Raw genomic sequence first — 13,583 nt, forward strand, 5'->3', positions numbered from 1 at the left:
CCGCCGATCAGATCTGCTGTGGCATCTGCGGGGACATGCCCACGTTGAGCAGCCTGCGCGCCTCGGCGGCGTACGGGGTCTCCACCAGCACCTCGTAACGGTCGGCGACGATCGAACTCGACGAAAGGAAGTCCCGCTTGCCCCCGGTGAGCGCGTGACCGATCAGTCCGAAGATCGCTCCGGCCACGGCCCCCCAGATCAGGCCCCACAGGACCAGGACGAAGGGGAAGCGCCCCGGAGTGAAGATCGCGAAGAACAGGCCGATCAGCAGGCCGAACCAGGCACCGGCACCGGCCCCCATCCACGCGGCGCGAAGGTAGGTCAGCCGCCCGAGCACCCTCTCGACGAGCCGGAGCCCGACTCCGACGATCAGGGCGTGCTCGACCGGGAACTTCTGGTCGGAGAGCTGGTCCACGGCACGCTGGGCCTCGGCGTAGGCGCCGAAACCCGCCACCGTCTCATGGGCCTTCAAGGTGACATCCGATGGCATGGCACTTCCCTTCAACGGGTACCCGCGAAGTGGATCCTTACCCGCTCACCGTGCCCCTCGGGACGGCGCCCCCACATCCCCAGATCTGACAGTCATCGCCCTCGCGCCTCGGCCCGCCCCCTGTCGGCTCCCCGTTCGCCACCGGTGTCCCACCGCCGCGCCGTCGCGGTCAGTCGGGTCCCAGACCGTGCCGGAAGGCGTACGTCACGGCCTGGGCGCGGTCCCGCAGCCCCGCCTTGGCGAAGAGGTTGTTGATGTGGGTCTTGACCGTCGCCTCGGAGACGAACAGCTCTCCGGCGATCTCCGCGTTCGAGCGACCCGCCGCTATCAGCCGTAGCACCTCGCTCTCACGGCGGGTGAGCCCGTCGGGCAGGTCCGGCGCGCGGCGGTTCACCGTCACCGCCTCGGCCAGCCGCCGCTGGATGCCGGGGTCGAACTGGGCCTGTCCCTCGACCACGGTCGCGATGGCCGAGGCCAGGGACTCGGCGTCGGTGTCCTTGGTCAGGTAGCCCCGCGCCCCGGCACCCAGCGCGGCGAAGACCGACTCGTCGTCGGAGTACGTCGTCAGGACCACCACGTGGACCTCCGGGTGAGCCGCCCTGATCCTGCGGGTCGCCTCCACCCCGTCCATACGGGGCATCCGCAGATCCATCAGGACCACGTCGGGCCCGAGCTCGCCGACAAGCCGGACCGCCTCTCCGCCGTCGGCCGCCGCGCCGACGACCTCGACACCGGGCAGCAGCCCCAGTAGCAGCACCAGCCCCTCGCGCACCACCGTCTGATCGTCGGCCACCAGCACCCGCACGGTCACCTCGGCACCCCCGCGTCCCTCGACTCCGCCCGTGCTCTGTGGCGTCTTCCCCGCCGGGGTGGAGCCGTGCCGCGGCCACGCGCCGCCTCCCCCACCCCCGCGTCGGGGCCCGCACCGGCGTGAATCGTCCGCGGCGCGGTGCCCGCCCCCGAGGCGGCACCGCGCCGTGAGCGGCTCACGCCGGGACCCGCAGGAGGACCCTGAAGCCCTCCGCACCCGGCCTCGCGGCCAGTGACCCGCCGATCAGCTCGGCCCGCTCGCGCATCCCCACCAGCCCGTACCCTCCCCCCGACGACGACAGCCGGCCCGGCGGGCCACCCGTGTCGCACACCTCCAGCTCACACCAGCCCTCGACGCGGCGCAGCGCCACCGAGACCGCGGCGCCCGGCGCGTGCTTGCGCACGTTCGTCAGTGCCTCCTGGGCGGTCCTGGCCACCGCCAGCCGGGCTCCGGCCTCCAGCGAGTCGAGGCTCCCGGTGACCGAGACCGTGCAGGGCGCCCCGGTCACCGACCGGAACTCCACAGCCAGCCGCTCCAGCCGCTCGGCCAGCGGCAACTCCTCCCCGCGCAGCGCGTCGAGCGCCCGGCGGGTCTCCTCCAGCCCGGTCCGCGCCAGGCGCACCGCCCGCTCGACCCGGTCGAGCGCCGCCGCCGGATCGTCGCCCCGCTCCAGCAGCAGCCGCGCCCCTCCAGATGGACGATCTGCGCCGACTGCGAGTGCGCCAGGATGTCGTGGACCTCCCTGGCCAGCCGCGCCCGCTCAGCGAGCACGGCCTCGCCCGCCCGCGCCTCGGCGAGTGCCGCTCCGTGCTCCCTGATCGTCTTCACATGCCGCAGCAGGAAGACGAAGACCGCGGAGTAGGCGAGCCCGGCGGCGTTGCCCCAGACGGCGCCGGAAGGGACGCCCAGGGCGAAGGAGAGCGCCGTCGTGCCGACGAGATCGGCCGTGACCAGCGTCGCCCCCGGCCAGAGACGGGTCTTGAACGGTGCGGCGAAGACGACGACGTACAGGAAACCCATCCCGCTGTAGAGGCTGATCGCGTTCAGGGCGAGCCCTCCGGCCAGGGTGAGGGCGAGCAGCGGGACGTTGCGCCTGAGGTCCTCACCGCGCAGCGCCCACAGGCAACACCCCAGGGTGAGGGCGCCGATCGGGATCACCGCGGGCAACCCGGGCGCCCCCACCTCGACGGCGGCGGCCACCGGGCCGAAGAGCAGGTATCCCACCAGCAGGACGGCGAGAAACCTGCGCACGGGCGGGCTGCGGAGGATGGCCACGACGACAAGCTACCGGTGCCTACCGGAAGGGACCATGGACCCCAGGGTGGAGATGCCTCCACCCGACCGCACGACGATCCCCTCCCGGGTGGAGGTTGCCGGCTCCACCTCCGGCACCATGTGCCCGCACCTGCCGGCAGGTCATCGTCGGGACCATGTCAGCAATCAGCGTCACTCATCTCGGCAAGTCGTTCGGCGGGGTACACGCCGTGGACGACCTGTCCTTCACCGTGGAACGAGGAACGCTCACCGCCTTTCTCGGCCCCAACGGGGCGGGCAAGACCACCACCCTGCGCATGATCCTCGGCCTGGTCGCGCCCACCCGCGGCACCGCCACGATCGGCGGCACGGCCTACCGTGACCTGGACCGGCCCGTCGCCACGGTCGGCGCGGTACTGGAGTCGACGGCCTTCCACCCCGGGCTGAGCGCCCGCGCGCACCTGGAGACGCTCCGCCTCGCCGCGGGGCTGGAGCCCTCGTGTGTGGCGCACGCGCTGGAGCAGGTCGACCTCACCGCCGCGGCCGACCGCAGGGTGCGGGGCTTCTCCCTGGGCATGCGCCAGCGGCTCGCCCTGGCCTCCGCCCTGCTGGGAGACCCGGAGATCCTCATCCTCGACGAGCCCGCCAACGGCCTGGACCCGGCGGGCATGCGCTGGCTGCGGGGCTTCCTGCGGGCCTACACCCACCAGGGCCGCACGGTCCTGGTCTCCACACACGTACTCGCCGAGATCCGGCAGATCGCCGACCACGTGATCATCCTTACCGCGGGCCGCCTCGCCTGGCAGGGCCCGCTGACCCCGCGGACCGACCTGGAGGAGCTGTACGTGGAGGTGACCGGATGAGCCGTCTGATCCGCGCCGAGCTGTTCAAGGCCCGCGCGAGCCGCGTCACCTGGATCCTCGTCGCCCTGGCACCCCCGCTGTGCGTGCTCTGGGCGGGGCTGATGGTCGCGACGGCGGAGTCGGGCGGCGCGACGGCGCCGCAGATCGAGAACGTCTACAACATGGCCCAGCAGTCCTATGTCTTCGCCCTGATCCTCGGTGTCCTGGGCATGGCCGGGGAGAACCGCCACCAGACGATCACCTGGCAGTTCCTGGTCACCCCCCGGCGGGAGAGGGTGGTGGGGGCGAAGCTGGCCGCGTACGGCATCGTCGGGCTGCTCGTCGGCGCGGTGTCGGCGCTGGTCACGCTGGCGGCGGGCCTGGTCATGCTCGGCCTGGCCGGTCATCCCTCCTGGACTCCCCGGGTGCCGGTGGTACTGCTCGGCTCGATGCTCAGCGTCGTCCTGTACGGCCTGCTCGGAGTGGGCCTCGGAGCTCTGCTCCGCAACCAGGTCGCGGCGGTGGCGGTGGCGCTGGCCTGGTTCATGTACGCCGACTACCTGCTCACCATGCTGCTGCCCGGCCTGGGCCGGTGGCTGCCGACCGGGGCGGCCCGCGCCCTGGGCGGCATGAACATGCGGGGCGGTGAGCTGCTGCCCGCCTGGGGCGGCGGGCTGCTGTTCGCCGGCTATGTCGTGGTGATCGTGCTGGCCGCCCGCGCGCTGACGCTCCGCCGCGACATCACCTGATCTCGCCGTACACCGACACAGGTGCGGGCGGGGGGGAGCGTCAGGACATGACCTCGCGGACGGCGGCGTGGGCCGCGTCGCGCATCATGCCGTGCAGCATCGCGTTGGACTCCCGCTCCGTCCGCACCTCGACGATGCGCAGCCCCTCACCGCGCAGCGCCTTCACCAGCTGGCCCGGCTCGTTCACGAAGGTGTACGGCGTGCCGGTGGCGGCTGCCAGGTAGCCCAGGTCCACCCCGTGCGTGGTGCCGAAGATCCGCTCGAAGGGGTCGCGGAGCGTGGCCTGGGGAAGCAGCGAGAAGATCCCGCCGCCGTCGTTGTTCACCACGACCAGGCAGAGGTCGGGGCGGGGCTCGCGAGGGCTGAGGACCAGACCGTTCTGGTCGTGCAGGAAGGTCAGATCGCCCATCAGGGCGTAGGAGGGGCCGTTGTGGGCGAGGGCCGCGCCCATCGCGGTCGACACGACGCCGTCGATTCCCGCCGCTCCCCGGTTGGCCAGGATCCGCAGTCCCCGCCGGGAGCGCATCGCCTGGTCCAGGTCGCGGATCGGCATGGAGGAGCCGGAGAACAGCAGGGACCCGTTGGGCAGCGCGTCCACCAGGTCGCGGGCCAGGCGCGGCTCGCTGAGCCCGGCCCTGTCCAGCACGTCGTCGATCGCGGTCCTGGCCGCCGTCTCGGCGCGACGCCAGGAGTGCAGCCACGTGTCGTCGCCCGCCGGGATCGGGATCTCCACCACCTGGGCGGCCTGGGTGGCCGAGCGGGTCGGGTCGGGCCAGCGGGTCATGTCGGCGGCGACCACGATGTGCTCGTCCGCCTGACTCAGCCAGTTGAGCAGCGGCCGTGACAGCCCGGGACGGCCCAGGGTGACCACCACGTCCGGCCGGTGCCGGTCGGCGAACTCCGGGGTGCCGAGAAGGAAGTGGTAGGTGGACATCGCGTGGTCGCCGTAGCGGGCACCGCCGTTGGGCTCCGACAGGACGGGCCACCCGGCCATGCCCGCCGCCGCCACGTATCGGCGCACGTTGGTCGCGCCGTCGCCGACGACGAGCACGCCCCGCCGGGTCGGCGGCAGGTGCAGCGCCACCGACGGGGAGCCCACTCTGGCGCGGATCCACGGCCCCGGCGCGTCGCTCTCCAGGGACTCGCACCAGGAGAGGTCGCCGTCAGGGATCAACGGCTCCCGGAAGGCCACGTTGAGGTGGACCGGGCCCGGGTCGTAGGGGCCCAGCGCGCGCTGGTAGGCGCGGCAGGCCAGCGACCGCCAGTAGGCGACCTGCCCCGGCCGCTCCTCGGGCGCGCCGACCTCGCTGAACCAGCGGACGGCCGTGCCGTACAGCTTGATCTGGTCGACGGTCTGGCTCGCGCCGGTGTCGCGCAGCTCGGGCGGGCGGTCGGCGGTGAGCACCAGCAGCGGCACCCCCGACTCGTGCGCCTCGATGACGGCCGGATGGAAGTTGGCCGCCGCGGTGCCGGAGGTGCAGATCAGGACGACCGGCCGCTCGCTGCGGCGGGCCAGCCCCACCGCGAGGAAGGAGGCCGAGCGCTCGTCCACCCGCACGTGCAGCCGAATACGGCTGTCGGCGTGCACGGCGAGGGCGAGCGGCGCCGAGCGCGACCCCGGCGCGAGCACCACGTCCGTGACACCGCAGCGGGCGAGCTCGTCGACCAGCACGGTCGCGAGCGCGGTCGCGGGATTCACGCATCGCCTCCTTAACTCCGCACCCGGGGGTAGGTCCATCCCGAGGCGCGCGAAACCGACCTCGCCTACGCGGGACGGCGCGCCTCGGGACCGGCCCCGTTCGGATCTTCGCTGCCCCTAGGGGCGGCGCGGGAACCTGCCGAAGTCGGGGGCGCGCTTCTCCTTGAAGGCGTCGCGGCCCTCCTGCGCCTCCTCGCTCATGTAGTAGAGCAGGGTGGCGTCGCCGGCGAACTGCTGCATCCCGGCGGCGCCGTCGGTCACCGCGTTCAGCGCGCCCTTGAGCATGCGCAGCGCCAGCGGCGACTTCTCCAGCATCTCCCTGGCCCACCTGACCGTCTCGGCCTCAAGCTCGGCGAGCGGGACGACCGCGTTGACCAGCCCCCAGTTCAGGGCGGTCTGCGCGTCGTACTGGCGGCAGAGGTACCAGATCTCGCGGGCCCGCTTCAGGCCCACGGTCTCGGCCAGCAGCCAGGAGCCGTAGCCGCCGTCGAAGGAGCCGACCTTGGGACCGGTCTGGCCGAAGACCGCGTTGTCGGCGGCGATGGACAGGTCGCAGCACACGTGCAGCACGTGGCCGCCGCCGATGGCGTAACCGGCGATCATCGCGATGACCGGCTTGGGGCAGCGGCGGATCTGAACCTGCAGGTCCAGCACGTTGAGCCTGCCCACGTGCGGGGTGGACTTGTCGACGTAGCCGTCGTCACCGCGGATCTTCTGGTCGCCGCCGGAGCAGAAGGCCCTGTCGCCCGCGCCGGTGAAGATGATCACACCGACCTCGGAGTCCTCCTGGGCGGCGTTGAAGGCCTCCTTGAGCTCGAAGAGCGTGGTCGGGCGGAACGCGTTGTGCCGCTCCGGACGGTTGATCGTGATCTTGGCGATGCCCTCGCCGGTCTCGTAGACGATGTCCTCGTACTGACCGGACCTCTTCCAGTCGACCGCACCGTCCCGCTCGGGAGTCGTCTCCGCCGCCACCTGCTCGTCCGCGCCCGGCTCGACTCTCTCCGTGCCCACGATTGCTTCGCCCCCTCCGCTGCGCCGGGGCCGTCCCCGGCCGTTGTCCGGCTTTCGGCACTAACCTTACGACTGTGATGACCATTCCTGTGCACGAGGAGTGGCTTTCCGTGCAACGAGAACTGCATGCCGTGGTGTCCGCGGCGGGTCCGGAGCTGTTCCGGGCCGTCGGCTCGGCACTGGAAGGCCAGGGCCCGGCCATCCTGCCGCTGTCCCCCGCCCTGCCCGCCCCCGCGTTGCGGGCGACGCTGGAGGCCCTGCGCCCGACCCACGTCGACGGGGTCCGCCGCGAGGACGGCGTCGGCGTGCCCGCCGAGGTGGCGGTGGTCATCGCCACCAGCGGTTCGACCGGCACCCCGAAGGGCGTGCAGCTGTCGGCCGAGGCGCTGAGGGCTTCGGCGTCGGCCTCGCTGCGGCGCCTGGACGCGGGGGCGGGCGAGCGCTGGCTCTGCTGCCTGCCCCCCTCCCACGTGTCCGGCCTGCAGGTTCTGGTGAGGGCGCTACTGGGCGGGACCGAGCCGATCACGCATGAGGGGTTCTCCCCCGAGGCGGTGCTCACCAGCGGCGCCGACCACGTCTCGCTGGTGCCCACCCAGTTGCGCCGCCTGCTCCACGCGGATCTGTCGATGTTCAAGACGATCCTGCTCGGCGGTGCCGCCGCTCCCCCCGACCTGCTCGACGCGGCCCGCGCGGCCGGCGCACGGGTGGTCACCACGTACGGCATGAGCGAGACCTGCGGCGGGTGCGTCTACGACGGCGAGCCTCTCGACGGGGTGGGGGTCGGCATCGGCGGCGACGGCCGGATCCGCCTGAGCGGGCCGGTGCTGTTCTCCGGCTACCGGCTCCAGCGCGGCCTCACCGAGGCCGCGCGCGACGGTGACTGGTTCCTCACCTCGGATCTGGGCGCCCTGGATGACGGGCGGCTGCGCGTGCTGGGGCGGGCCGACGACGTCATCAACACCGGGGGCGAGAAGGTCGTCGCCGCGGCGGTGGCCGCCGCGCTGGCCGAGCATCCCGCGATCATCGACGTCGCCGTGGTCGGCCGCCCCGATCCCGAGTGGGGCGAACGGGTGGTGGCCTTCGTCGTTTCGCAGGCCCCGCCGTCCCTGGCCGAGTTGCGCGCCTTCGCCAAGGAGCGGCTACCCGCCTACGCGGCTCCCGCCGAGCTGATCGTAATGACCGAAATACCGCTTTTGACCAACGGCAAGCCGGACCTGGAAACTCTCCGTTATGGTCGTGACCGGGAACCGTGAAGACGCTGTCACACGTCCAAGGGATAGCCGAAGCAGGAGGACAATCTCATGAACGTCACCCGCAAGACATGGGTCTCGGCTGGAGTCGTGAGCCTGGTCCTGGCCGGTGGCATCTCCGTCACGGCGGCCGCCGCGGCGGGAGGCATCGGGAAGAGCGGGAGAACATCGGGCGATCCGGTGCCGGTCGCTCCGCACGACCCCGCCCCGTCCTCGTCCCGGGGCGGCCCGCCCTCACAGGAGCCGTCGCCGACGGCACCGCCCCCGTCCTCGGAGGGCTATGTGCTCTCCGAGAAGGTCAACCCGGATCCGGAGAAGGTCGTCGGCTACTGGACGGAGCACCGCATGGAAGAGGCCGAGCCCTTCCCGATGCCCATGGTCGAGGGCCCTCTTGACGTGATCGAGGACTCCTCGGACGTGACCGAATAGGGCCCTACCAGGCACTCGTACACGGGTGGATCGCCGAGAGGACGGTCCACCCATCATATTTTCCGAGTCAAGTCGGGAACAGAAAGTTCTTGGCTGTGGTTATTGGTACTGGTGCGCCGAGCGGCCCCAGGCCGCCCCACCCGAAGACTGAAAACCGTAATCAGACGACTCCGTGATGGAGGAGGTGTCCTCATGCCCCCGACCGCCGTGGCGGCCTCATCTGAAGCCCCGACGACCCTCGAACAGCTCATTGACCGAGGGCGAGTTCAGGGCCACCTTTCACTCGCGGAGCTGCGTCACGCCTTCGCCGAGGCGGGCATCAGCCCCACCGAGGGCAGGTCGATCCTGCGAGAGCTCACCGAGTCCGGCGTCAGCCTGGCCGCCGAGAACGAGCCCGTGCTCTCCCCTGCCACCGCCAAGGCGGCGAAGACCACCACCCGCAAGAGCACCGCCCGCAAGGCGAAGCCCGCCCCCGCGAAGAAGGCGTCGGCCAAGACCGAGACCGCGGCCAAGGGCAAGGACGCCGCGGCGGAGGCGGACGACGAGTGGAACCCCCCGGAGGAGATGGAGGCCGAGACGGAGACCGAATCGACCTTCGACCTGGACGACCACTCCTCCGTCATGGGCGACTCCGTGCACACCTATCTGAAGTCGATCGGCCGCCGCACCCTGCTCACCGCCGCCCAGGAGGTCGAGCTGGCCAAGCGCATCGAGGCCGGCCTGTACGCCGAGTCCAAGCTGGAGGCCGAGCCGGGCCTGTCCGCGGTCATGCGCGACGACCTGGAGTGGATCGCCGAGGACGGCCGCCGGGCCAAGGACCACATGCTGGAGGCCAACCTCCGCCTGGTCGTCTCCGTGGCGAAGAAATACACGGACCGGGGCATGGCCCTGCTCGACGTGGTCCAGGAGGGCAACCTCGGCCTGATCCGCGCGGTGGAGAAGTTCGACTACACCAAGGGCTACAAGTTCTCCACCTACGCCATGTGGTGGATCCGTCAGGCCATCCAGCGTGGCTTCGCCGACTCGGCCCGCACCATCAGGCTGCCGGTGCACGTGCTGGAGATGCTCTCCAAGCTGTCGCGTATCGAGCGCGACATGCACCAGCGCCTGGGCCGCGAGCCCACGCCGGACGAGCTTGCCGTCGAGCTGGACAAGACTCCCGACCAGATCGAGGAGCTGCTGCGCACCAGCCGCCAGCCGATCAGCCTCAACGCCACCATCGGCGAGGACGGCGAGACCACCATCGGTGACCTCATCGAGGACATCGACTCGCCCGAGGCCTCGGAGGTCGTCGACCGCCAGCTGCTGGGCGAGCAGTTGCGCGGTGTGCTCGGCAACCTCTCCCCGCGGGAGGCCAAGATCATGGCCTTGCGCTTCGGTCTCATCGACGGTAAGCCCCACACCCTCGACGAGATCGGCAAGCACCTCGGCCTGACCCGCGAGCGCATCCGCCAGCTGGAGAAGGAGTCGCTCTCCAAGCTCCGCCACCCCAGCAACACACGCCCGCTGCTCGACTGGGCCAGCTGACCCGCCCCGAAGGGCGCCCCCGCGAGACCTCCCGGTCCGTGAGGGCGCCCTTCGCCGTCTCCTGGGCCGCCGCGAGAGGTCCGGCGATCAGCCGCCCATCGCGGCGGCAAGGCTCCTGGGGCGCATGTCGGTCCAGGAGCCCTCGACGTAGGCCAGGCACCCGGCGCGGGAGTCCTCACCGTGGGCGACCTCCCAGCCCGCGGGGACGCCGGCGAACGCGGGCCACAGCGAGTGCTGGCCCTCCGCGTTCACCAGTACCAGGAACGGCGCGCTCTCGTCGTCGAACGGATTGGTCATCGAGTACCTCCAGCGGGAACATCCCGGGCCTCCGGCCCGGAGATCGGAATCGGGTGCCCCTCTCGGGGAGGGGAGGCGAGCGACGCGAACGGAGGTCACCCGCCGGGCGGACGGGTTCCCCCTCCCGGATCCAGGGATCCGGGAGCGGACGAAGGGTCGCCTGACGCTTTCGGAGAGCACCTGGCCACGGCGCCGAACGAGTGACCGGGGGGACTCCTGAGACAGGTTTTAATTAGGAAAGCCTAACCTAAAATCCACCTTATTGACGCAGGCGTCAAGCGGCATATCATCATGACCAGATCACATTTCACATCTACTGACATCCCCTGACGCATGGGGCAAGTGAGGTAAGGCTAACCTAAACTTTTTGGTGAGGTGTATGTGACCAACAGGCAAGACCATCCTGGCCTCCCCGGGACGGTGGCCCTGGTAACGGGCGCCGCGGGAGGCATCGGAGCCGCCGTCGCGACGGCTCTCGCCCGCGCCGGGATGATCGTGGCCGGAGTCGATGTGCGCGACGGACCCTGGGAGAGCCGGCCAGAGCCGATCGCCCGCCACCTGGCCGACGTCAGGGACCCCGGCCAGGTTGACGCCGTCGTCAGCAGGGTCGAGAACGAACTGGGACCCATCGGCGTCCTGGTCAACGTCGCGGGCGTACTGCGTACCGGCGCGGTGACCGATCTGAGCGCCGACGACTGGGAACACGTGTTCGCGGTGAACGCCGGCGGGGTCTTCCACACCCTCCGCGCCGTGACCCGCCACATGATCCCCCGCGGCCGCGGAACGGTCGTCACCGTGGCCTCCAACGCCGCGGGCGTACCGCGCGTCGGCATGGCGGCATACGCGGCCTCCAAGGCCGCCGCGGTCATGTTCACCCGATGCGCCGGGCTGGAACTCGCCCGCCACGGCATCCGCTGCAACGTGGTCTCGCCCGGATCGACGGACACCGCGATGCAGGCGGGGCTCGACCCCCGCACCGTGCTTGAGGGAGATCCGTCCTCCTACCGCGTGGGCATTCCACTGGGCCGGCTGGCCGACCCCTCGGACATCGCCGAGGCGGTGCTGTTCCTCGCCTCGGACCGTGCCCGGCACATCACCATGCAAGACCTGTACGTGGACGGCGGCGCCACGCTCCGGGCCTGAGATCCCCCGAAAGGTCAGCTTTGACTATCGCATACGAGGCGATCAGCGCCACCGAACTCCTCGACGAATACCGGCCAGGCTCCTCATCGATCTTCTCCTCCCCCCGGCACACCCTCCTCGCCGGAGGCGTCGCCGCCGTGCTGCCCCCCGTGCGCACCCTGCGGGAACTGGCCCAGAGCGTACGCGGGCACGGCGACCTGATCCTCGGTGCGGTCCCATTCGACGACCCCGCCTCGGCGCACCTGGTCACCCCCCTGCGCACCCGCTGGGCCGACCCCTTCCTACCCGGCGAGCCACCACGCAGGGAGAGCACACGACCATGGCGGATCACCCCCGTCCCCACACCCGCGGGCCACCTGGAAGGCGTCCGGCGGGTACTGGAACTGCTCCGCACCGGATCGGTGGAGAAGGTGGTACTGGCCAGATCCCTGGAACTGACGAGGCCCGAACCCGCCGACGTCGCCTCGATGGTCCGACGCCTGGCGGTACGCGATCCGCACGGCCACGTCTTCGCCATCGACCTGCCGGGCGGACGGATCCTGGTGGGCGCCAGCCCCGAACTACTGGTCTCCAGGGACGGCCCCGCCGTCGTCGCCAACCCACTGGCCGGCTCGGCCGCGCGCAGCGCCGACCCCGCGGAGGACCGCCGCCGGGCGGCGGCGCTTCTCTGCTCGGCCAAGGACCAGCACGAGCACGCGGTCGTGGTCCAGGCCGTGGCCGCCGCACTCGCCCCACACTGCCGGGCACTGAGCGTCCCATCCGAGCCGTCACTGATCTGCACCTCGACCATGTGGCACCTGTCCAGCAAAATCACCGGCCGACTCGCCGACCCCCGGACCACCTCCCTCGACCTGGCCGTCGCCCTGCACCCGACCCCCGCGGTCTGCGGCACCCCCACCGCCGCGGCACGCGCCGCCATCACCGGCATCGAACCCTTCGACCGGGGCTTCTACAGCGGCATGGTCGGCTGGTGCGACACCTCGGGCAACGGCGAATGGGCGGTGGCCATCCGCTGTGCCGAGGTGACCGGCGCGGGCATCCGGCTGTTCGCCGGCGGCGGGATCGTGGCGGGCTCGGTCCCCGAAGAGGAACTGGCCGAAACCTCCGCCAAGTTCCGCACCCTCCTGCACGCCCTCGGCCTGGACCTGGACTCCGCCCCCTGCCCCGGAGAGAGATCGGAGAGGTGAAGAGGCCGCCCCGGCCGCCCGGCGCCGGTCAACCGGCCGTGCCGAAGACCCTCCCGCCGAGGCGGGACCGGCCACGAGAGCGATCCCCGACCGGCTCCCGCTCGCGAAGACCCAGCCGAACCACCACCGCCAAGGCACACAGGACGAACTCGCGCTCCCGGCGATCCCCCGTACGCGTCGAGACGTCGAGCACAAGGTAAGAAGGAGAGGCAGCCGTGGCCATACCCACCATCACCCCCTATCCGATGCCCCGCGAGGACGAGATGCCGGTCAACCGCGTCTCCTGGACACCGGACGCCCGCCGGGCGGTGCTGCTCGTCCACGACATGCAGAACTACTTCGTCAACGCGTTCGCGCCGGGAACCTCACCGATCGTGGAACTGGTCTCGGCGATCACCGGCCTCCGCGAGACGGCCTGGCGACTCGGCATCCCGGTGGTCTACTCGGCCCAACCGGGCGGACAGACCTCGGCACAGCGTGGCCTGCTGGAGGACTTCTGGGGAGCAGGGGTGGGTGCCGACCCCGGCGCCCAGGAGATCGTCACCGCGCTCACCCCGGGCCCGGCCGACATCCGGCTCACCAAGTGGCGCTACAGCGCCTTCCACCGCACCCCGCTCCGTGAACTGCTCACCGAGCAGGGCCGCGACCAGCTCATCGTCACCGGCATCTACGCCCACATCGGCTGCCTGATGACGGCCTGCGACGCCTTCATGGGAGACGTGGAGGTGTTCTTCGTCGCCGACGGGGTGGCCGACTTCTCCGCCGAACACCACCGGATGGCCCAGACCTACGCGGCCGAGCGGTGCGCGGCGGTCCTGGCCGCCGTCCGCGTCCAGCGACTGCTCACCGCCTCCGCCGCACACGCCGCCCGCTGAGCCGGGCGGCACGCCCGGC

15 protein-coding genes are annotated in these 13,583 nt (G+C 71.4%); 8 read left to right on the forward strand and 7 right to left on the reverse strand.

Going from position 1 to position 13,583, the window contains the following annotated elements; translation table 11 throughout:
- Positions 1 to 7: 7 nt before the first annotated feature.
- The 4 genes from ACFQVD_RS11960 to ACFQVD_RS11975 all read right to left on the reverse strand — a co-directional run bounded on the left by ACFQVD_RS11960 (position 8) and on the right by ACFQVD_RS11975 (position 2,576).
- Entirely contained in the window at positions 8 to 490 is a 483-nt protein-coding gene (locus tag ACFQVD_RS11960) for a general stress protein (RefSeq protein ID WP_343978311.1), read from the reverse strand.
- Between the two features lie 169 nt (positions 491 to 659).
- Positions 660 to 1,301 carry a response regulator transcription factor gene (locus ACFQVD_RS11965; protein WP_343978315.1) on the reverse strand — a complete coding sequence of 214 codons (642 nt, stop codon included), beginning with the start codon at positions 1,299 to 1,301 and terminating at the stop codon, positions 660 to 662.
- Positions 1,302 to 1,476: 175 nt separating this feature from the next.
- On the reverse strand, positions 1,477 to 1,809 hold the full coding sequence (locus ACFQVD_RS11970; protein WP_386368490.1) for a sensor histidine kinase: 333 nt from the start codon (positions 1,807 to 1,809) through the stop codon (positions 1,477 to 1,479).
- Positions 1,806 to 2,576, reverse strand: a complete 771-nt coding sequence (locus ACFQVD_RS11975; RefSeq protein WP_343978318.1) for a histidine kinase dimerization/phosphoacceptor domain-containing protein — start codon at positions 2,574 to 2,576, stop codon at positions 1,806 to 1,808. Before ACFQVD_RS11975 ends, ACFQVD_RS11970 begins: the two co-directional genes overlap by 4 nt.
- Positions 2,577 to 2,731: 155 nt before the next feature.
- Between ACFQVD_RS11975 and ACFQVD_RS11980 the strand changes: the two genes are divergently transcribed.
- A complete protein-coding gene (locus ACFQVD_RS11980; RefSeq protein ID WP_343978321.1) occupies positions 2,732 to 3,418 on the forward strand; it encodes an ABC transporter ATP-binding protein in 687 nt (228 codons plus the stop codon).
- Positions 3,415 to 4,146: an ABC transporter permease gene (locus tag ACFQVD_RS11985; RefSeq protein ID WP_343978324.1), complete on the forward strand. Its 732-nt coding sequence runs from the start codon at positions 3,415 to 3,417 to the stop codon at positions 4,144 to 4,146. Before ACFQVD_RS11980 ends, ACFQVD_RS11985 begins: the two co-directional genes overlap by 4 nt.
- Before the next feature lie 40 nt (positions 4,147 to 4,186).
- Here ACFQVD_RS11985 and menD read toward each other — a convergent pair whose 3' ends face one another.
- The gene (gene menD, locus ACFQVD_RS11990) at positions 4,187 to 5,845 is read right to left on the reverse strand and encodes a 2-succinyl-5-enolpyruvyl-6-hydroxy-3-cyclohexene-1-carboxylic-acid synthase (RefSeq protein ID WP_343978327.1); all 1,659 of its coding nucleotides are present in this window, start codon (positions 5,843 to 5,845) and stop codon (positions 4,187 to 4,189) included.
- 117 nt (positions 5,846 to 5,962) lie between these two features.
- A complete protein-coding gene (gene menB, locus ACFQVD_RS11995) occupies positions 5,963 to 6,817 on the reverse strand; it encodes a 1,4-dihydroxy-2-naphthoyl-CoA synthase (protein WP_343978451.1) in 855 nt (284 codons plus the stop codon).
- Positions 6,818 to 6,933: 116 nt separating this feature from the next.
- Here menB and ACFQVD_RS12000 point away from each other — a divergent pair, with 116 nt between their 5' ends.
- The 3 genes from ACFQVD_RS12000 to ACFQVD_RS12010 all read left to right on the forward strand — a co-directional run bounded on the left by ACFQVD_RS12000 (position 6,934) and on the right by ACFQVD_RS12010 (position 10,062).
- A complete protein-coding gene (locus ACFQVD_RS12000) occupies positions 6,934 to 8,109 on the forward strand; it encodes an AMP-binding protein (RefSeq protein ID WP_343978454.1) in 1,176 nt (391 codons plus the stop codon).
- Between the two features lie 48 nt (positions 8,110 to 8,157).
- On the forward strand, positions 8,158 to 8,535 hold the full coding sequence (locus ACFQVD_RS12005; RefSeq protein ID WP_343978330.1) for a hypothetical protein: 378 nt from the start codon (positions 8,158 to 8,160) through the stop codon (positions 8,533 to 8,535).
- Between the two features lie 192 nt (positions 8,536 to 8,727).
- A complete protein-coding gene (locus tag ACFQVD_RS12010; protein ID WP_343978333.1) occupies positions 8,728 to 10,062 on the forward strand; it encodes an RNA polymerase sigma factor in 1,335 nt (444 codons plus the stop codon).
- 87 nt (positions 10,063 to 10,149) lie between these two features.
- On the opposite strand, the gene ACFQVD_RS12015 is transcribed toward ACFQVD_RS12010, so the two are convergent.
- On the reverse strand, positions 10,150 to 10,359 hold the full coding sequence (locus tag ACFQVD_RS12015; RefSeq protein WP_343978336.1) for an MbtH family protein: 210 nt from the start codon (positions 10,357 to 10,359) through the stop codon (positions 10,150 to 10,152).
- A gap of 375 nt (positions 10,360 to 10,734) precedes the next feature.
- Between ACFQVD_RS12015 and ACFQVD_RS12020 the strand changes: the two genes are divergently transcribed.
- The 3 genes from ACFQVD_RS12020 (at position 10,735) to ACFQVD_RS12030 (ending at position 13,564) form a co-directional block, all read left to right on the forward strand.
- Positions 10,735 to 11,502, forward strand: a complete 768-nt coding sequence (locus ACFQVD_RS12020; RefSeq protein ID WP_386271095.1) for a 2,3-dihydro-2,3-dihydroxybenzoate dehydrogenase — start codon at positions 10,735 to 10,737, stop codon at positions 11,500 to 11,502.
- Positions 11,503 to 11,522: 20 nt separating this feature from the next.
- Positions 11,523 to 12,689 carry an isochorismate synthase gene (locus ACFQVD_RS12025; RefSeq protein WP_343978341.1) on the forward strand — a complete coding sequence of 389 codons (1,167 nt, stop codon included), beginning with the start codon at positions 11,523 to 11,525 and terminating at the stop codon, positions 12,687 to 12,689.
- Positions 12,690 to 12,904: 215 nt separating this feature from the next.
- Positions 12,905 to 13,564 (forward strand): isochorismatase family protein, encoded by a 660-nt coding sequence (locus ACFQVD_RS12030; protein WP_343978344.1) that lies wholly within the window; start codon positions 12,905 to 12,907, stop codon positions 13,562 to 13,564.
- Positions 13,565 to 13,583: the final 19 nt, after the last annotated feature.

The sequence above is a fragment of the Streptosporangium amethystogenes subsp. fukuiense genome (assembly GCF_042665875.1).
In the GTDB taxonomy this organism is placed as follows: Bacteria; Actinomycetota; Actinomycetes; order Streptosporangiales; family Streptosporangiaceae; genus Streptosporangium; species Streptosporangium fukuiense.